We start from the raw sequence: 18,177 nt of genomic DNA on the forward strand, positions 1-18,177 counted from the left end.
GTGAACAACACCTACCGTTCGCGGGGTGAGCAGTGGATCGATGAGCATTACGGATGCCGCCGTCGTGGACGTCGTCGTGGTGGGTGCTGGTTTCGCCGGCCTGTACGCATTGCACAAGTTCCGGTCACAGGGACTGTCGGTACGGGTCTTCGAGGCCGCCCCGGATGTGGGCGGAACCTGGTACTACAACCGCTATCCGGGCGCACGTTGCGATGTCGAGAGCGTGGACTACTGCTACTCGTTCTCCGACGAGCTTCAGCAAGAGTGGACCTGGACCGAGAAATACGCCACCCAGACCGAGATCCTCAAGTACATCAACTGGGTCGCCGACAAGCTCGATCTGCGCTCCGGCATCACTTTCAATACCAGGGTGACCGCCGCAGTGCTCGATGAGCAGAGATTGCGCTGGACCGTCACGACCGACGCCGGAGAGACGGTTGACGCGCGGTTTGTGGTGATGGCCACTGGCCCGCTGTCGGCGGCCATGACTCCCGACATCGCCGGGCTGGACACCTTCGGCGGCGAGATCTACCACACCGCACACTGGCCCCACGAGGGTGCCGACTTCACCGGCAAACGCGTCGCCGTGATCGGCACGGGATCATCTGGGATACAGTCGATTCCGATCATCGCCGAGCAGGCCGAGCGGCTCTACGTTTTCCAGCGGACCGCCAACTACAGCGTGCCGGCCGGTAACCGGCCGCTGACCGGCGACGAGGTCGCCGATATCAAGACGAAATACGCCGAGCGACGCCGGATGTCATGGCGCAGCGGCGGCGGCTCGCCCCACGTGGCGCACCCGAAGCTGACCTTGGAGGCCACCGCCGAGGAACGGCATGCAGCCTTCGAAGAGCGTTGGGAGCTGGGCGGTGTGCTGTTCTCCAAGACGTTCAGCGATCAGATGATCTCCCTGGAAGCCAACGAAGAAGCCCGCAAGTTCTATGAGGACAAGATTCGTGCCGTCATCGACGATCCCGATGTCGCAGAGAACCTGATCCCCAATGACCATCCCATTGGCACGAAACGAATCTGCACTGATTCCAACTACTTTCAGACGTTCAACCGACCCAACGTGACATTGGTGAACGTCCGTAAGTCTCCGATCGAGTCGATATCGGAAACGGGAATCAGCACTTCCGGCGAACACTACGGTATCGATGCGTTGGTGTTGGCAACCGGATTCGATGCGATGACGGGCACTCTGGCCAAGATCGACATCGTCGGCCGCAGCGGAGAAAAGCTGGTTGACGACTGGGCCGACGGACCACGCACTTACCTGGGGTTGGGCACCGATGGCTTCCCCAATCTGTTCCTGGTGTCCGGTCCCGGCGCGCCGGCCGTGCTGGCGAACATGGTGCTGCATGCGGAGGCACACGTGAATTGGATCGCCGACGCCATCAGCTATCTCGACGGACATGGCTACGCCGCAATGGAACCGACCGCCGACGCTGTGGACAGCTGGATCGCCGAGTGCGCCCAGCGCGCCGAAGCAACGTTGTTCACCAAGGCCAACTCCTGGTACATGGGTGCCAACGTGCCCGGCAAGCCGCGGATGTTCATGCTGTTCATCGGAGGCTTCGCGGTCTACCTCGATATCTGCAACGAGGCAGCGGCGGCCGGATACAAGGGTTTTGATCTGCGGAAGACGCCCTAGTGCTGGACCTGCTGGGCAAGGTCGTGCTGGTCACCGGCGCCGGCCGTGGTACCGGGCGGGTGCATTGCGAACGATTCGCCGACGCCGGAGCTGACGTCATCATGCTCGACCGTTCCGATGTTGCCCAAGACCTGCGCGAGACAGCTGCCCGTGTGCAGCAGCGAGGCAGGAGCTGTGTCACCGGCCATGCCGACGTGAGTGAACTCGCGGATGTCACCGCGGCAGTGGACGCGGGCGTCCAGGCGCTGGGCCGACTGGACGTCATCGTCGCGAACGCTGGTATTCACACCACCGGCGGGCCGGCGTGGACGATCAGTGCGCAGGAATGGCAGCGCACCATGGACGTCAATCTCACCGGAGTCTGGCACACCGTGAAAGCGGGTGTTCCGCACATCGGGCCGGATGGGGGATCAGTGGTGATCATCAGCTCCACCAACGGCTTACGAGGTACGAGCGGTACCGCCCATTACACCGCCAGCAAACATGCCGCGGTTGGACTGGCGCGCACGCTGGCAATCGAGCTGGGGCCGCGACGTATCCGGGTCAACACCGTGCATCCTGGTGCCGTCGCCACACCGATGGTGCGAAACGCCGCCACCTACAAGCGTTTGCGGCCAGATCTGGACGACCCCACCGAAGCCGACGCCGTGGAAGTACTCACCGCCCGCAACCTGCTTCCGGTGCCATGGGTGGAGCCCGTCGACGTGGCCAACGCCGCCGTCTTCCTGGCCTCGGATCACGCGCGCTACATCACCGGCACACAACTCGTGGTCGACGCCGGCCTCACCCAGAAGACGACATGACCGGCAGGCTGGCGAACAAGACCGCATTGATCACCGGCGCCGCCCGCGGCATCGGTCGCGCGCAGGCGGTACGTTTCGCTCGGGAGGGCGCGACCATCGTCGCAGTCGACGTGTGCGGACCGATCGAGTCGGTGCAGGTACCGCACAGCACGCCGCAGGATCTCGACGAAACCGCCCGCCTCGTCGAGCAGGCGGGCGGACGGATCGTCACCGACATCGTCGACGTTCGCGACCTCCCGGGATTACAGGCTGCCGCCGACCGCGGCGTAGCGCAGTTCAGTGGGATCGACATCGTCTGCGCCACCGCAGGAATCACCTCCCGAGGTGCTGCCATCGAGCTGTCCGAAGAGGCCTGGCGCACCATGCTCGACCTCAACCTCACGGGTGTGTGGAACACCTGCACCGCCGCGGTGCCTCATCTGATCAACCGTGGTGCGGGCTCGGTGGTGCTGATCAGCTCGATCGCCGGACTTCGTGGCTTGATCGGCGTCGCGCACTACACCGCCGCCAAGCACGGCGTCGTCGGCTTGATGAGAAGCCTGGCCCATGATTTGGCGCCGCACAATATTCGGGTCAACTCCGTGCATCCCACCAATGTCGACACTCCGTTGATCCAGAACGACTCCGTCCGAAGTGGATTCCGACCTGACCTGGACCGGCCACCGACCCGTGACGAGTTCGCCGAAGCCGCCATGGGGATGAACCTGCTCACCGTGCCGTGGGTGGAACCCGTCGACGTCGCGAATGCCAGCTTGTTCTTGGCCTCCGACGAAGCGCGCTACATCACCTCCGTCAGCCTGCCCGTTGACGCGGGAAGTACCCAACGATAGGAGAAGCAATGCCGGATCTGAACAAGTATGGGCCGTGGGCCGTCATCGCCGGAGGTTCCGAAGGGGTGGGTTCCGAGTTCGCCCGTCAACTCGCGGAGTCCGGATTCAACCTGGTGCTCATCGCCCGCAAACCCGAGCCGCTGGAAGAGACTGCGCAGCAGTGCCGGGAGCTCGGTGCTGAGGTGCGCACGATCTCCGTGGACCTGCTGGATCCACAATCGGTTTCGCGCATCGCAGAAGCCACCGCCGATCTCGATGTCGGCCTGTTGATCTACAACGCGGGTGCCAGCACCTGCAACGAGCTGTTCCTGGACACGGACCTCAGTGAGTTCCAGAAGGTCACCGATCTCAACGTGACCCGGATGCTGGAGATGGTGCAGCACTACGGACGCCCGATGGCCGACCGCGGCCGGGGCGGCATCATGATCGTCGGCTCGCTGTCGGGTTACATGGGTGCCTGGCGCCACTCCATCTACGCCGGTGCCAAGGCGTTTTCCCGGATGTTCGCCGAAAGTTTGTGGCTGGAACTGCGCGAGCACAACGTCGATGTTCTAGAGCTGGTGCTCGGTGTGACGCGCACGCCGGCGATGGAGCGTGTCGGTCTGAACTTCGATGCGCCCGGGATTCTGGTGAACGAGCCTCCGGAGGTCGCCGCCGAGGGGCTCGCCCATCTCGCGGATGGCCCGGTGTGGGTGGCCGGCGGGAACGCGGACCGCGCCGAGGCCAACAGTGCCCCGGACCGATCTCGCGTGGTGCTGGAAACACATCAGGCGATCGCGGCGCTCATCGCGGGAGCGCACTGACTGTGCGGCTGGGCCTGTCGACACCGGTTGTGGTACAGGTCCCCGGCGTCGCGTCGCACTGGGAAGCCGACGCCGGGACCGATGATCTGGCCCGGATCGCCTCAGTCGCAGATAATCTCGGCTTCGAATACCTGACGTGTTCTGAGCACGTGGCAATTCCATCCGCCGTTGCCCCCACCCGGGGTGCGGTGTACTGGGACCCGCTCGCCACCTTGGGCTTCCTCGCCGCGCACACCCGACGGATCCGGCTCGCTACCTCGGTGCTCGTGCTGGGCTATCACCACCCGCTCGAGATCGCCAAACGCTACGGCACCCTGGACCGGGTGAGCGGAGGGCGACTGCTTCTCGGTGTCGGTATTGGTTCTCTCACAGAGGAATTCGATCTACTCGGCGCACCGTGGCCACGGCGGGCGGCGCGGGCCGATGATGCTCTTCGCGCGCTACGGACGTCGTTGTCCACCGCCACGCCGCGTTATCACGGGCTGTTCTACGACTACGACGGAATCACCGTCCTTCCACACGCCGAGCAGGAGCGGGTACCGATCTGGGTCGGCGGCAAAAGTTCCGGATCATTGCGCCGGGCTGTCGAGCTTGCCGACGGCTGGATGCCGTTCGGGCTGTCACCCGGCGAAGTGGGTGACATGCTCGCCGACGTCGACCCGCCCACCGGATTCGAGGTATTGCTCTCGGCAATGGTGGATCCCGAAGCTGATCCGGCGGGTACCCGGACACGGCTGGCGACACTGCGCGATGCCGGGGCCACCGTCATCACCTGTGTGGTTCGCGCCGACAGTGCCCACCACTATTGCGACCAACTTGCCCGGTTGCGCGACATTCAGGAGCAGAAATGAGCATCGAACAGCAGGTCCTTGCCCGGCTGCAACGCCTCGAAGACGAACTCGCGATTGCAAAACTCCTTGCGTCCTATGGCCCTTCGGTGGACGCGGGGAATGCCGACAACGCAGCGGAGCTGTGGGCGATCGATGGCACCTATGACGTCGAAGACTGGTTGATGACCGGCCGGGGTGGCGTGCACCAGATGGTCAGCTCGGCCAGCCATCAGGATCTGGTGGCGGCGGGCTGTTGTCACTTTCTCGGCCCAGCCGTGGTCACTGTCAACGGAGACTCCGCAGTCGCCGTCTGTGAATCGTTGGTACTGCTACGCGATAGCGAGGCCGGCTATCGGGTCTGGCGGGCCACCGCCAACCATTTCGCGCTGGAGCGGGTTGACGGACGGTGGCAGATCACCACCCGCACCAGCCGGCTGCTCAGCGGGAATCCATACGCGCATACTCTCCTCAACCTGGGGTTGGCCGGGTCGACAGTCCACGAACAGATCTGAGAGGCCGTCATGTCCGCTGCCGAGTGCCCGCTCGTGTTCTTCTCGTTCGTCGCACTCGATGGGGGAGGAGAAGAGGAACACCGCCGCTACAACGAATGGCATCAACTCGACCACAGGCCGGAAAATCTCGCGCTACCCGGAGTTGCCTGGGGAGACAGGTGGAGCCGTCCAGCCGCGTCCCGTGCGATCTCGAGGGCCGAGCCTGGACAGGCCGATACCGACTATGTCGCGATGTACTGGTTCCGTGCTCCGGTCGAACAGTCGGTGCGGGCGTGGGAGCAACTCGGTGCCGACTCGTTCCAATGGGGCCGCGGACCGATGATCCCCGGTGTGCGCCGCACGGTGCTGGCATTCTTCCGGCCGGTCAAGGGCTACGCGGCGCCGTCGGCGCTGGTGTCACCAGGGGTCATCCCGTACCGGCCCAATCGGGGTCTGCACCTGACGATGACCCGGTTCGCCGACCCGTACGGTGCCGATGCCCACCAGCACCACCAATGGGAGGACCGGGTCGCAATTCCCGCGTTGCTGGATCTTGACGGGGTGGCCGGGGCGTGGACATTCGCACTGCATCACCACCAGGACAACGGACTGGGGCTCCGGTCACTCGAGGCCGCGGACCCGCCCGGCGGGCTGCGTATCCGGCTGCTCTACCTCGACGACGAACCGGTTCGCGTCACCGGGCGGATCACGGACTGGCTGGCCGACAATGCGGCTGAGACCACAGCCGGAGAATGCGTCATCGACACGCCACTGAACACAATCATCCCCTGGCAGGACTGGTGAACATGGGTATCTATGCGGTGACGGGTTCGGCGTCCGGGATGGGGAATGCGGCGGCACGGCGATTGCGGGCCGACGGGCATCGGGTGATTGGTGTCGACCTGCGCGATGCTGACGTGATCGCGGACCTTTCGACAGTGCAAGGCCGTTCGGAAGCGGCCGCCACTGTCCTTGCGCTGGCTGACGGGCGCCTCGACGGCGCGGTTCTGGCCGCAGGCGTCGGGCCATTGCCCGGGGTCGACCAGGTAGGGCTGATCTTGTCGGTCAACTATTTCGGTGTGGTCGACCTATTGCAGGCCTGGCGGCCGGCGTTGGAGTCGCATGGCAACGCGAAAGTTGTGGTCGTCGGTAGCAATTCGAGCACAACGATGCCGATGGTCCCGCACCGCGCGGTGCGGGCATTGTTGCGTGGCGACCTCTCCAGCGCGGTCAAATGTTTGCGACGATACCGTTCGGTCGGGCCGTCGTTGGCCTACGGAGCGTCCAAGATCGCGGTCTCGCGCTGGGTACGCCGCAACGCGGTCCTGCCCGATTGGGCGGGCGCCGGGATCAGGCTCAACGCGATTGCGCCGGGGGCGATCAGGACGCCGCTGCTGGAGAAACAACTGGCCTCACCGCGAGAGGCTAAGGCGGTGCAGTCCTTCCCAGTTCCCGTCGACGGGTTCGGCAACCCTGATCACCTCGCAGAATGGATGGTGTTCATGCTGTCTGACGCAGCAGAGTTCCTCTGCGGCAGTGTCATATTCGTCGACGGCGGGTCTGATGCATATTTCCGTGCCGACGCCTGGCCGCGCCGGGTACCGACCTCTCGACTTCTCGGCTATGCCCTGCGGTACTTGAGGGGTTAGCCTTCGCGCTATTGGTAATCGGCCAGCGCTTCGAGCAGCGGTGCGATCTCGTCGAAGTCGGCGGCGCCGAAGTCAATATAGTTGAGGCCCAAAGTATCGCGCCGATGCACCAGTTGTTCGATACACTCCTCGACCGTGCCCACCAACAGCCCGACGGTGCGCCTCCCGAGGTCGGGGTCCACCCCGTAACGGGCGCAGACCTCGGCCAGCACCTTCGGCGTCTGCGCGATACTGTCCACTACGCGGCACGTCCACGCGATCGACAGGTAGTCCAGCGCATCAGGGTCGCGCCCGGCTCTCTCCGCGGCACCACGTGCCCATTCGATCTTGCGCGCCATTCGGCTGGGCATCATGTCTTCGAGAACGCCTGCATCATAGGCAGTTCCGCGCTTCAGGCTGGCGTGCACGCCCACGATGTCGGCGCGCCGGCCGGCCAACTCGAGCATCCGCCGCCCACCTCCCCCGATCACCAACGGTGGGTGGGGCCGCTGCACCGGTGACGGTGAACCGGCCAGTCCATTGATGCGGTAGTGCTGCCCTGCGTGATGGACGGGCGCGCCAACGAACAGCGCGCGGATCACGTCGACCGCCTCCTCAAGACGGTCGACTCGGGTGGCCGGTGGGTCTAATGCGATACCGGCAGCGGCGTATTCGGACGCAAGGTAGCCGGCGCCTAAGCCGAGATCGAACCGACCGCCCGAGATCACGTCGATGGTTGCGGCCGCCTTGTGGGTGATCACCGGATGGCGATAATCGTTGGCTAGGAGCAACGACATCACGCGCACCCGGTCGGTGTTGGATGCGATGGCCGCGAGCGCAGGTAGTGGGTCCTGACTGGCCACCATGAAGTGGTCGGACACCGTCACCGCGGTCAGTGGGCTCACGTCCATCCGTTGGATGAGATTCCGCCAGCGCACCATGTCAGGTTCGACCGGAGGCGCATACAGCGCAGTCTTGACAGGACGCAAGGGTTCAGCTGGCCATCTCGTACCGGATCGGCACGTTCTCTGGACCGGCGATGACGCCGCCGGCAGTCACGTCCACTGGACCGTCGAGCCGGACGTTGCGCCACCTGCGGGTAAGGACAGCCAGGCCCTCCTCCATCTCTGCCTTGGCCACCGCGTGTCCGAGGCAGTAGTGACCGCCATAGCCGAAACCGATGTCGAACAGCGGCGACTTGCGGTGGCAATTGAACCGGTCAGGTTCACGGAAATGTGCTGGATCGCGCCCTGCACCGGTGATGTTGAGGGTGACGGTCTCGCCTGGCGAGAAGTCGATGCCCTCGACAGTCATCGGGTGCTGTACCACCTTGACCTGCCGCGGGGTGGCCGGGTAAAGGCGCAACGACTCGTTGATGGCGGGGCTGATCAGCTCCGGCTCGTCACGCAGCGTTTCCCATTGGTCCGCCTCGACGATCACACGCACCGCCGAGGCAAGCTGGTAGCGGGTAGTGTCGTGGCCGGCCAATAGCACTCCTGCGATGTGCCAGATGATCTCGGCGTCGGAGATGTCTGCGTTCTCGGACTCCTTGACCGCGATGAGGTCGCTGATGAAGTCTTCGCGAGGCTCTGCCCGACGCTGGACGACCAGTTCCTCGCAGTAGGCGTGCACAGCCGACAGCGCGTCTTCGAGGTCGGCGACTCCCGGCCAGATGGGCTCCTGGCCAAGCAGGCGCAGCTTTACCGTGGCGTTGGCGAACGCGTCGATCTCGTCGAATGGAATGCCGATGAAACCGGCCACCACGCCGATGGCCAGGTGATGGCTGTAGTCGGCGACGAAGTTCATTCGGTCACCGCCCGCGAGCCGGTCCACCAACTGCTCTGCCAGATCGCGCATCATCTCGCGGGCCGCCGCAATGCGACTGGGCCGAAAGCCCTTCATCAGGATCGGTCGTAGCCGGTCGTGGCTGGCGGTCCATGTCAGGTTCAGGTTTCCGCCCACCAGGTAGTCGATGATCGGGCCCGTCGTCAATCCCTTGTCCAGGAAGAACTGTGGGTCGCGCGGGGTGACCCGCGCATCCCGGTACAGCTTCCGTACGGTGTCGTAGGCATAGAATTCCGCGCCCGTGCGCCCGTCGGACACGCGGCGTCGGTCGGGCCCGGAACCCAAGAGGCCGTTGGGGTGCTCGAGGAATTCCGGAACGTGGGTGTCGATGTAGGGCAACTGCTCTGAGGTCAATGCGTTGGGCATCGTGGCGCCCCTATCGGGATACGGGGGTGTAGCGGGCCGCGAATGCGTGGATAGACGCGACGACGTGCTCGAGTTCCTCGTCGGTCATACCGTGACTCATACCCAACGACATACCGCGCTCGAACACCTCGTCCGCGTTGGGCAGACCGTCGTCGGGCACGCGGTGCTCGACGCCAGCCATCATCGGGTGGCGAGTGATGTTGCCACTCCATACCGTTCGGGTGTCGATACCGGCCGTTTCGAGGTGAGTCTGCAGGTCAGCTCGGTCAAAACCGGCGTCTGGCTGCACCGTGATGGGATAGCACAGCCAGGCGGTGTGGAAGTCGGGGTTCTGTCGGGGCAGCCGGAACAACTCGGGGTAGCTGCCGAACGCCGAGCTGAACGCCTCGAAAATCTCTGCGCGGCGGGCATAGTTCTTGCCCAGCTTGGCCAGCTGCACCAGCCCGAAGGCCGCACCCAGTTCGGACGGTTCGAAGTTCCACGGCAACACGTCGAAGATGAAGTCGTTGTCGTAGGCAACGCCGTCCAGCTCTTCGCGGAACACCCGGCCGGCGCCCGCTGACCCGAACAGGTGCGGTTCCGAACGACGGCCCCACCGGCGCAGCATCAGACCCCGATCGCGCAAGGCTTCGTCATTCAGGCACACCATTCCGCCGTTCCCCGCGCAGGTGATGATGTGCGACATGGCAAAACTCGTCACCGTGATGTCCGACCGAGTACCGGTCTTGGTGCCCCGCAACGTCGTACCGATGCAGTCGCAGGAGTCCTCGATGACTTTGAGACCGTGCAGGTCGGCGATCGCGCGTACCCCATCCCAATCCGGCGCGTTGCCAGCCAGGTTGGGCAGCAGGATTGCGCCGGTCTTGTCGGTGATCAGCTCTTCGATCTTCGACGCGTCGACGTTGTACGTGTCGGGTTCGACGTCGACGAAAACCGGAACCCAACCGCCACGCACAATCGGCGCAACGTCGGTCGAGAACGTAAGCGGAGAGGTGATGACCTCAGCACCCTTGGGCAACCCCAGCAGCTCGAGCGCCAGATATAGCGCCGACGAACCCGAATTGCACATCAGACCAAGCGTCTTGCCGTAGAGCTCGGCGACTGAACGTTCCATCTCGGCAACGTTCTTGCCGATCTTCATCGCGTACGGCCCGCCGCGAAGTACCTCCAGACAAGCCTGGATTTCAGCTTCGTCATGGACGCTTCTGGCATAGATCACACGGGTCACGGTGGAGTCCTCCTCTAGATGGCGCACGCCGCCCGGAGTGGCACCGGGCGCCTCACCATCCCAGTCTGGATCTATGAAAGTGGCTGCAGGAGAAACGTTCCGCCAGGCGGACGGTCAAGTCTTGGCCATCAACCCGGCGTCGACGACGAGCTGCGTGCCGGTGACGTACCGGGCGCCGTCGGAAGCCAGAAACACCACCGCATTGCTGACGTCGACCGGGTCTACCCAGGGCACCGGGAGCAGATGCCGCGCCGCGAGCACGTCGGAGACGTCCTCGGCGGTCGGGTTCTGCAGGTCGGGGCGCAGCCGACGGAACGTCTCCTCGTTGATCACCATCCCGGTGCCTACTGCGCCCGGGTGAACTGTGTTGACGCGGATCATTTTGGGACCCAGTTCATTCGCCAACGATTGCATCAGACCCACGACTGCGTGCTTGGTGGCCGAGTAGTGCGCAGAGTTCGCACTGCCCCGTAACCCACTGGTGGAACTGACCAGCACGATCGAACCGCCGTCGGCGCCGATGTGCTTGACCGTTGCCGCGACGGTGTGCCACACGCCGGTGAGGTTGACGGCCACCGTCTGGTCCCACGCCTGCTCGGTCAACTCCGAAGCTGGGGCCCGGCCGATGTGGATGCCGGCGTTGGCCACCACCACGTCCAGACGGCCCAACTCCGCGACTGCGGAGTCGATGGCGTGTTTCATGGCGGCCAGGTCCCGTACGTCCGTCACAGCGCTGACGCAACGGCTGCCACGGCGACGGACCTCGGCCGCTGTCTCGTCTAAACCTTCTGCGGCCGAGCCGATGTCAAGGGCGATCACGTCGGCGCCCTCATCGGCGAATCGGGTGCAGTGCACCCGGCCGGTGCCGTGTGCAGCCCCGGTGACGACGACAACCTTGCCTCGTAAGCCAGTCGTGTCGTACTCGTGCGCAGGGTTGGCGGAGGTATCCATGCTTCGGAAGCTAGCCGCCGAAGCCGCGCCGGAGGGCTTCATGTTCCGGCCACTGGACGCCGCGTTCAGACCCGAAATCCGCCTACACGTGCGGCCATCCGCCGCGCCGCCGAACCATCCATGAGCTCGATGACCTGCCCCAGCGGATCCCGGTGGTAGACGGCGTTGTTGCCCGCGCCACCGTCCTTGGCGCCACGCATCCACAGTGGCGCTCCGCGACGGGCCAGGGCGGCCGAGGCGGCGGGCACGTCGACGGCGACGAAGCCGATGTGATGAATGCCTGTGGTGGGCCGCCACACCGGGGAGTCGGGCACTGCCCGGATGAGTTCCACATGCGGTGGGCCGCTGGATAATCCAATGCGCTGCACGGTGTCGTGCAGCACGCCGTCGATGACGCAGGGATAGTGCGTCTCGTCGAATAGCGTGACCGCGACGCCGTGCACGTGAAGCATGTCCCGAGCGGCGCGCTCGAGATCCTCGACGACGAAGCCAAGATGATGAGGGGTACCCAATCCATACATTGTGGTCACCTACCTCCGATGGCAGCCACGGTGGCCTCACCGGGCCGTTGGACCATGGTCGGCGTCACCGCGCGGTGCGCTGCTCGCGCCTGGCTTGCGCTGTTGCGCGGGACGTCTGACAGGGCGTGCCAGATTGCCCACGACGCGCTGCGCACCGTGGCGATGACAGGTTCGACGCGCGTCGACCTGGCGGGTCCGCACAGTGACAGCGTGAACCGGTTGCCGCCCTCGGATACGCCGATGGCGGCGGCCACGACGGTGACGCCTAGTTCACAGCCCTCAGCATCGACGGCGACCCCGCCGCGGGCGCGCACCTTGTCCAGGTTTCGATCCAACTCCGTCCGGTTCCGAATTCCGTATGGTGAGGTCACCGCGTACCGCAACTCCGGCCATGCTGACTCGTCGATCTGCGCCAGCAGCGCACGGCCGGGTGCACTTTGTTCCACGGCTTGTTTGAAACCGGCCTGCCAACAAGCGCCGGTGCTGGGCCACACCCCGAAGCGTTCGACGTGCAGCACGTGCGCATTCGCGAGGATGCTCAGATGCGCCGTCAGCCCGGTGCGCCGGTGCAGGTCCGCCATTACCGGCAATGCGGCATCGGGAACCCGACGTTGTCGCACGGCTTGGCTGCCGAGTTCGAACATCCTCAGCCCCAGCGCGTATTCGACGCCCTGACGTTCGACCCAGCCGAGCTGGACCAGGCCCTGCAGGATGCGATGAGCCGACGAGCGGGGAACGCTCGAATAACGGCTGATCTCCGCCAGCGTGAGCGTTTGCCGTGCACCGAAGACCTCCAGAAGCGAAGCCACCCGATTGAGCATCGCGATGGGAGCCCCGTCGTCGTGCGACGTTGACACAACACCCTCCGTACCTGTCATAATATGTACATGTGGCGCAAACTGACAGGTGTGAGTCTAAGCACAACGAGGCGGCGAAGTAAAGTGGTCCAGCACCCGGCGGGCGGCGGACCGGCTCGACGCGGCACCACGTCGAATGCCCAGAGGTAAAGGGCCGACGCTCACCGAGCGTCGTGCAGAGGAACTGCGGCTGAGCATCGCTACGGCCGCCCGTGACATCTTTATCGCTGACGGTGACACCTCGGCCACCGTGGAGCGCATCTGCGCCGAAGTCGGCATCGCGACGCGTACGTTCTACCGGCACTTCCCGGTCAAGGAAGACGTGCTGGGACCGTTGTTCCGGCGAAGCGAGGGCGAGATGCGCGGCGTGTTGGCCTGCGCTGCAGCGGACGCTGATCCCGTAGACGTCCTCGTCGACATGTTCACGGGCGAGGTCCAAAACCGGCAGACGGTCGAAATGGACCGAAAGTTCATGTCGCTCATGGCCGATACTCCGCAGTACCGCTTGCGCTGGATGGAATGGAGCGGAAACCTCGCCGAGGCCGTCACCGAGTTTCTGGCGGGACACTTCGAACTGGGTGACGACGCGTTCACCCGGTCGTTGCCGGCCAGGCTTGTTCTCCACGTCAGCAGCAATGCGTACGTCTGGTGGACCGACGCCAAGGAACCGCACGAACTCGACGAGTTGGTGGTCGCACACCGGCGCGGAATTGACTTGGCGCTGGCGGGTCTTCAGCGGTTGGGCGCAGCCTGACGGTCAGTCCCGCACGCCCATCGCCCCGCACACCGGTGCCGACCAGGCCAGGCGGCTGGAGGTTGCAATGCTTCGGTCGATGGCCGCCGCGATGTTCTCAGGCATTTCGACGGGCCGCCGCGAGTCCAGGTTCACGTGCACCAGCACGATCTCCAACGTGCAGGCCAACTGCTGACGGGCGCAGTCCACTACGAACGTCATCAGGTGCACCACCTTGGCACTGCGTTTGAGGAACCTTCCGTGGATGGCGAATTCATCGCCTTCAAGCAGTTCGCCGTAGTAACGCAGATGGTGCTCGGCGGTGAACACTCCCATCCGTCGATCTGACCGGTACTCATCGTCGATCCCGATACGGCGCACAGCCCTGTCCGCACCCAACGACGCGAATTCCAGATAGTGCAGCACGTTCATGTGGCCGTTCGAGTCGATAAAACTACTGGTGACGGTAGCGGTCATCGGGTCAGGCAGGGCGGCGATCTCCGCGGCGGTAGGCAAGTGCTTCATTCCCTCTACTCATACTCGTCCGGCCCGTCTCTCGATCCGCGCGTTCCGCACAGTGAGACCGGAGTTGCCGTTTACGCCAACATGTTCCAGCCTGCGGACACCTCGCCCCTGCGGTCGCGCCTGCGGCGTTCAATCGGGAACACCAACCCTCGGGCTAACACAGGAGGTATCGACTCGATGACTACCACGCAACTCGACGACGACCACATCCGGCACATCGAAGCCGCCGCACTGCCACAGCGCTTCGCGCGGGGCTGGCACTGCCTCGGCCTGAGCAAGCACTTCGAGGGCGGAAAGCCGCAAGCTGTAGCGGCGTTCGGGCAGCGGCTCGTCGTGTTCCGCGACCGTGCCGGCGTGCTGCAGGTGTTGGACGCCTACTGCAGGCACATGGGCGGTGATTTGTCCGAGGGTGAAGTGAAGGGCGATGAGGTGGCGTGCCCCTTCCACGATTGGCGATGGGGCGGAGACGGCCGCTGCAAGGCAGTACCGTACTCGAAACGCACTCCGCGCCTTGCCCGTACCGCCAGGTGGCAGACCATGGAGCAGGACGGCATGGTGTTCGTCTGGAATGACCCGGAAGGCAACCCACCGTCGGCCGACGTGGCCATCCCGCGCATTCCCGGTGCGGGTACCGGAGGTTGGACCGACTGGTACTGGCACTCGACCGTCATCGAGACCAACTGTCGCGAGATCGTCGACAACTTGGTCGATATGGCGCACTTCTTCTACATCCATGGCAGCGTCCCCGACCAATTCAAGAACATCTTCGAAGGCCACGTCGCGACGCAGTTCATGTCCAGCGGGATCCGCCAAGACTTCGCCGCAGATACCGACGCGCCGATGATGCTGGGCACCACGTCCGTTGCGTCGTACTGGGGTCCGTCGTTCATGATCGACGATCTGACCTACCACCTCGAGCACGGCGACCAGAAGACGGTGCTGCTGAACTGTCACTACCCCATCGATGCGAACTCGTTCGTGCTGCAGTACGGCATCATCGTCGAGAAGTCACCTCTGGTTCCTGACGAGCAGGCGGCAGCGACGGCCGTCGCGCTCGGCGATTGGGTGAAGAAGGGTTTCGACGAGGACATCGAGATCTGGCGCAACAAGGCCCGCATCGACAATCCGTTGTTGTGCGAGGAGGACGGCCCCGTCTACCAGCTGCGCCGGTGGTACGAGCAGTTCTACGTCGATATCGCGGACGTCACACCCGACATGGTGGACCGGTTCGAGTTTGAGGTCGATGTGACACATCCGCGCGAGGTGTGGACGCAACATATGGCTGCGGGCGAGGCTGTGCCTGCGCTGGGCTGAGGGGTTCCAGGCGGTGCCGACGCCGATGAGCTCGGCACCGCCAGTCCCGCTAGTCCGCGCGGTTCAAGAATGCAGAAACCACCGACTCGAAGGCATCTTTTGCCTCGATCATCGCCCAGTGCCCGCAGTTGGGGAACACGTGCAGCTCTGCGTTGGGGATGGTGCGCATCGGAATCAGGGCCATATCAAGCGGACTCACGCGATCGTCGCGTCCCCAGGTCAGCAGCGTGGGCGCAGAAACCTTGTGCATCCGTGCCCACGGCATAGGCAGATCCGACGCGGCCATCGATGCCATCATCGCCGCGAACGCGGCCTTTCCGTACATGCGGCGCGCGGCGGTCAATGTCTCCGGATCGGTGGCCAGTGTCCACCGCTCCTCGATCAATTCCTCGGTGACCAGCGATTGGTCATAAACCATGGAGTGCAGCCAGTCGATGAGGCGCTGCCGCGTCGGGTCCTCGGTGAACTCCTGGAGCAGACGGATGCCTTCGCTGGGCCCGGGGGAGAAGATGGTGGTGCCGATCCCGCCGATCGTCACGAGCCGGCCGACCCGTTCAGGTGCAGTGATCGCCGTGTTGATGCCGACGCCGCCGCCCATCGAGTTGCCGACGATGTCCACTCGTTCGACCCCGAGTGCGTCCAGGAACGGCGTGACTGTCCCTTGAGCGGTCACCATGGGGTGCCCGCCCCAGTCATCTGAGACGCCGAAGCCGGGGAACTCCAGGACCAGACACCGGAAGCGTTCGGCGAAGGTCGGCAGCACTCCACGGAAGTTGCGCCAGCCGGTGACTCCGGGTCCCGATCCGTGCAGGAACAGGACGGTCGGACCGTCGCCGACATCGTAGTAGCGCAAATTGCCGGCACTGGTCTGGATCTCACGCAGCGCGTGCCCCGTACCGGCGCCATTGGTGACCGAAGCGGAATTCGACACAGGCCTTCTTTCGTCTCGCTGACTGGTTGCGTCCACCATCACACGCTCGCGCCGGAGCGGCAATGGCGCGTTCCGCTGACCGGGTGGCCGCCGAGATTTGACGCGCACGGAGTCAAACTCCCGGTGGGTGGGACACCCGGTGGCGCGACCGGTGGCGAACTGTGAGTGTTCCCGGTCGAGGCGTGTGGTCCGGGTCATACCAACCCGCGGATGTGTTTCAGGCAAAGAACGGAGAACCCGATGTTGCAGCGACAACTCGCCGGCCCACTCGAGGGGGTGGGTGGGTTGTTCGCCATGTCCGTGGACGCCGCACGGTTCGTGGTGCGCCGGCCGTTCCAATGGCGCGAATTCCTTGACCAGTCCTGGTTCGTGGCACGGGTATCCGTGGCACCGACGCTCCTGGTGGCGATCCCGTTCACCGTCCTGGTGTCGTTCACGTTGAACATTCTCCTTCGCGAACTGGGTGCGGCGGATCTCTCCGGGGCAGGTGCGGCGTTCGGCGCCGTGACCCAGGTCGGGCCGATGGTGACGGTGTTGATCGTCGCCGGCGCCGGAGCCACCGCGATGTGTGCCGATCTGGGATCGCGCACCGTCCGTGAAGAGATCGACGCCATGGAGGTTCTGGGCATCAACCCGATACAGCGTCTGGTCACTCCACGGATGCTGGCCTCGGGTCTGGTGGCGCTGCTGCTCAACAGCGTCGTGGTGATCATCGGAATCCTTGGCGGATACCTGTTCTCGGTGTTCGTCCAGGATGTCAACCCCGGCGCGTTCGCCGCAGGTATCACCCTGCTCACCGGCATTCCGGAGGTCGTCATTTCCTGCGTCAAAGCGGCACTGTTCGGCCTGATCGCCGGACTGGTCGCCTGCTACCGCGGTCTGACCGTCTCGGGCGGGGGCGCCAAGGCGGTCGGTAATGCCGTCAACGAGACCGTCGTCTACGCGTTCATGGCGCTGTTCGTGGTCAACGTGGTGGTCACCGCCATCGGCATCCAGATGACGACCCGATGAGCGCAGCACTTCAATCGGCCTACCCGCGTCTGTCCCGAGCTGTACGACGGCCCGGTGCCGTGCTGAGCGGCATCGGTGACCACGTTCTGTTCTACGGCCGGGCCCTGGCGGGCATGCCCTTCGCCGCCGCGCACTACCGGAAGGAAGTTGTCCGGCTGATCGCCGAAATCAGCATGGGTGCAGGAACATTGGCCATGATCGGCGGAACCGTCGTCATCGTCGGATTCCTGACCCTGGCGACCGGCGGGGTGCTGGCCATCCAGGGCTACAGCTCGCTGGGCAACATCGGCATCGAAGCGCTGACCGGATTCCTGGCGGCCTTCATCAACGTCCGGATCTCGGCGCCCATCGTGGCCGGCATCGGTCTGGCCGCCACCTTCGGCGCCGGCGTGACCGCCCAACTCGGCGCGATGCGGATCAACGAAGAGGTCGACGCGCTCGAAGCCATGGCGATCCGGCCTGTCGAGTATCTGGTGTCCACGCGCATCGTGGCCGGGATGATCGCGATCACGCCGCTGTACTCGATCGCGGTCATCCTGTCGTTTGTGGCCAGCCAGTTCACCACCGTCGTGCTGCTCGGGCAGTCCGGTGGTCTGTACGGGCACTACTTCAGCACGTTCCTCAACCCGATCGACCTGCTCTGGTCGTTCTTGCAGGCACTGCTGATGGCGTTGGCGATCCTGCTGGTGCACACCTACTTCGGCTTCTTCGCCACCGGCGGCCCGGCCGGGGTGGGGGTGGCGGTCGGAAATGCAGTGCGGACGTCGCTGATCGTCGTCGTCTCGATCACCCTGCTGATCTCGCTGGCCGTCTACGGCTCCAACGGCAACTTCAACCTCTCCGGCTAAAGAAGGCA

The 18,177-nt window shown here is 64.6% G+C and carries 20 protein-coding genes; 12 read left to right on the forward strand and 8 right to left on the reverse strand.

What is annotated here, in order from left to right; genetic code table 11:
- Positions 1-40: 40 nt before the first annotated feature.
- Genes HBE63_RS29805 through HBE63_RS29840 form a run of 8 tightly spaced genes read left to right on the forward strand, consistent with a single transcriptional unit; the run spans position 41 to position 7,060 of the window.
- Positions 41-1,654: an NAD(P)/FAD-dependent oxidoreductase gene (locus HBE63_RS29805; protein ID WP_166908709.1), complete on the forward strand. Its 1,614-nt coding sequence runs from the start codon at positions 41-43 to the stop codon at positions 1,652-1,654.
- Positions 1,654-2,457, forward strand: coding sequence for a mycofactocin-coupled SDR family oxidoreductase (locus HBE63_RS29810; protein WP_166908711.1), 804 nt, complete (start codon positions 1,654-1,656; stop codon positions 2,455-2,457). The genes HBE63_RS29805 and HBE63_RS29810 overlap by 1 nt, the downstream gene beginning before the upstream one ends.
- Positions 2,454-3,287, forward strand: a complete 834-nt coding sequence (locus HBE63_RS29815; RefSeq protein WP_166908713.1) for a mycofactocin-coupled SDR family oxidoreductase — start codon at positions 2,454-2,456, stop codon at positions 3,285-3,287. The genes HBE63_RS29810 and HBE63_RS29815 overlap by 4 nt, the downstream gene beginning before the upstream one ends.
- 8 nt (positions 3,288-3,295) lie before the next feature.
- Positions 3,296-4,090, forward strand: a complete 795-nt coding sequence (locus HBE63_RS29820) for an SDR family oxidoreductase (RefSeq protein ID WP_166908715.1) — start codon at positions 3,296-3,298, stop codon at positions 4,088-4,090.
- Positions 4,091-4,092: 2 nt separating this feature from the next.
- On the forward strand, positions 4,093-4,941 hold the full coding sequence (locus tag HBE63_RS29825) for a TIGR03619 family F420-dependent LLM class oxidoreductase (RefSeq protein WP_166908717.1): 849 nt from the start codon (positions 4,093-4,095) through the stop codon (positions 4,939-4,941).
- Positions 4,938-5,432 (forward strand): nuclear transport factor 2 family protein, encoded by a 495-nt coding sequence (locus tag HBE63_RS29830; protein ID WP_166908719.1) that lies wholly within the window; start codon positions 4,938-4,940, stop codon positions 5,430-5,432. Before HBE63_RS29825 ends, HBE63_RS29830 begins: the two co-directional genes overlap by 4 nt.
- A gap of 9 nt (positions 5,433-5,441) precedes the next feature.
- Complete coding sequence (locus HBE63_RS29835) at positions 5,442-6,215, forward strand: hypothetical protein (RefSeq protein ID WP_166908721.1); 774 nt, start codon at positions 5,442-5,444, stop codon at positions 6,213-6,215.
- Between the two features lie 2 nt (positions 6,216-6,217).
- Positions 6,218-7,060, forward strand: coding sequence for an SDR family oxidoreductase (locus HBE63_RS29840; RefSeq protein WP_166908723.1), 843 nt, complete (start codon positions 6,218-6,220; stop codon positions 7,058-7,060).
- A gap of 8 nt (positions 7,061-7,068) precedes the next feature.
- Here the strand turns inward: HBE63_RS29840 and HBE63_RS29845 are convergent, their stop codons facing one another.
- The 6 genes from HBE63_RS29845 to HBE63_RS29870 all read right to left on the reverse strand — a co-directional run bounded on the left by HBE63_RS29845 (position 7,069) and on the right by HBE63_RS29870 (position 12,807).
- Positions 7,069-7,944, reverse strand: coding sequence for a TIGR03621 family F420-dependent LLM class oxidoreductase (locus HBE63_RS29845; protein WP_166908726.1), 876 nt, complete (start codon positions 7,942-7,944; stop codon positions 7,069-7,071).
- Between the two features lie 88 nt (positions 7,945-8,032).
- Positions 8,033-9,250, reverse strand: a complete 1,218-nt coding sequence (locus tag HBE63_RS29850) for a cytochrome P450 (RefSeq protein WP_166908728.1) — start codon at positions 9,248-9,250, stop codon at positions 8,033-8,035.
- Between the two features lie 10 nt (positions 9,251-9,260).
- Entirely contained in the window at positions 9,261-10,478 is a 1,218-nt protein-coding gene (locus HBE63_RS29855) for a DegT/DnrJ/EryC1/StrS aminotransferase family protein (protein WP_166908731.1), read from the reverse strand.
- 114 nt (positions 10,479-10,592) lie between these two features.
- A complete protein-coding gene (locus HBE63_RS29860; RefSeq protein WP_166908732.1) occupies positions 10,593-11,429 on the reverse strand; it encodes a mycofactocin-coupled SDR family oxidoreductase in 837 nt (278 codons plus the stop codon).
- A gap of 65 nt (positions 11,430-11,494) precedes the next feature.
- Positions 11,495-11,950, reverse strand: coding sequence for a VOC family protein (locus HBE63_RS29865; protein ID WP_166910401.1), 456 nt, complete (start codon positions 11,948-11,950; stop codon positions 11,495-11,497).
- A 5-nt stretch (positions 11,951-11,955) separates the two neighbouring features.
- Positions 11,956-12,807 (reverse strand): IclR family transcriptional regulator, encoded by an 852-nt coding sequence (locus HBE63_RS29870; protein ID WP_166908734.1) that lies wholly within the window; start codon positions 12,805-12,807, stop codon positions 11,956-11,958.
- Positions 12,808-12,943: 136 nt separating this feature from the next.
- Here HBE63_RS29870 and HBE63_RS29875 point away from each other — a divergent pair, with 136 nt between their 5' ends.
- Complete coding sequence (locus HBE63_RS29875) at positions 12,944-13,561, forward strand: TetR/AcrR family transcriptional regulator (protein ID WP_166908736.1); 618 nt, start codon at positions 12,944-12,946, stop codon at positions 13,559-13,561.
- A gap of 3 nt (positions 13,562-13,564) precedes the next feature.
- On the opposite strand, the gene HBE63_RS29880 is transcribed toward HBE63_RS29875, so the two are convergent.
- Positions 13,565-14,065 carry a thioesterase family protein gene (locus HBE63_RS29880; RefSeq protein WP_166908738.1) on the reverse strand — a complete coding sequence of 167 codons (501 nt, stop codon included), beginning with the start codon at positions 14,063-14,065 and terminating at the stop codon, positions 13,565-13,567.
- 177 nt (positions 14,066-14,242) lie between these two features.
- Between HBE63_RS29880 and HBE63_RS29885 the strand changes: the two genes are divergently transcribed.
- A complete protein-coding gene (locus HBE63_RS29885) occupies positions 14,243-15,379 on the forward strand; it encodes a Rieske 2Fe-2S domain-containing protein (protein ID WP_166908740.1) in 1,137 nt (378 codons plus the stop codon).
- A gap of 49 nt (positions 15,380-15,428) precedes the next feature.
- Here the strand turns inward: HBE63_RS29885 and HBE63_RS29890 are convergent, their stop codons facing one another.
- Positions 15,429-16,310 (reverse strand): alpha/beta fold hydrolase, encoded by an 882-nt coding sequence (locus HBE63_RS29890; protein WP_166908742.1) that lies wholly within the window; start codon positions 16,308-16,310, stop codon positions 15,429-15,431.
- Between the two features lie 240 nt (positions 16,311-16,550).
- On the opposite strand from HBE63_RS29890, the gene HBE63_RS29895 reads away from it, so the two are divergent.
- The gene (locus HBE63_RS29895) at positions 16,551-17,321 is read left to right on the forward strand and encodes an ABC transporter permease (RefSeq protein WP_166908744.1); all 771 of its coding nucleotides are present in this window, start codon (positions 16,551-16,553) and stop codon (positions 17,319-17,321) included.
- Positions 17,318-18,169 carry an ABC transporter permease gene (locus HBE63_RS29900; RefSeq protein ID WP_166908746.1) on the forward strand — a complete coding sequence of 284 codons (852 nt, stop codon included), beginning with the start codon at positions 17,318-17,320 and terminating at the stop codon, positions 18,167-18,169. The genes HBE63_RS29895 and HBE63_RS29900 overlap by 4 nt, the downstream gene beginning before the upstream one ends.
- Positions 18,170-18,177: the final 8 nt, after the last annotated feature.

This window comes from Mycobacterium sp. DL440 (assembly GCF_011745145.1).
In the GTDB taxonomy this organism is placed as follows: domain Bacteria; phylum Actinomycetota; class Actinomycetes; order Mycobacteriales; family Mycobacteriaceae; genus Mycobacterium.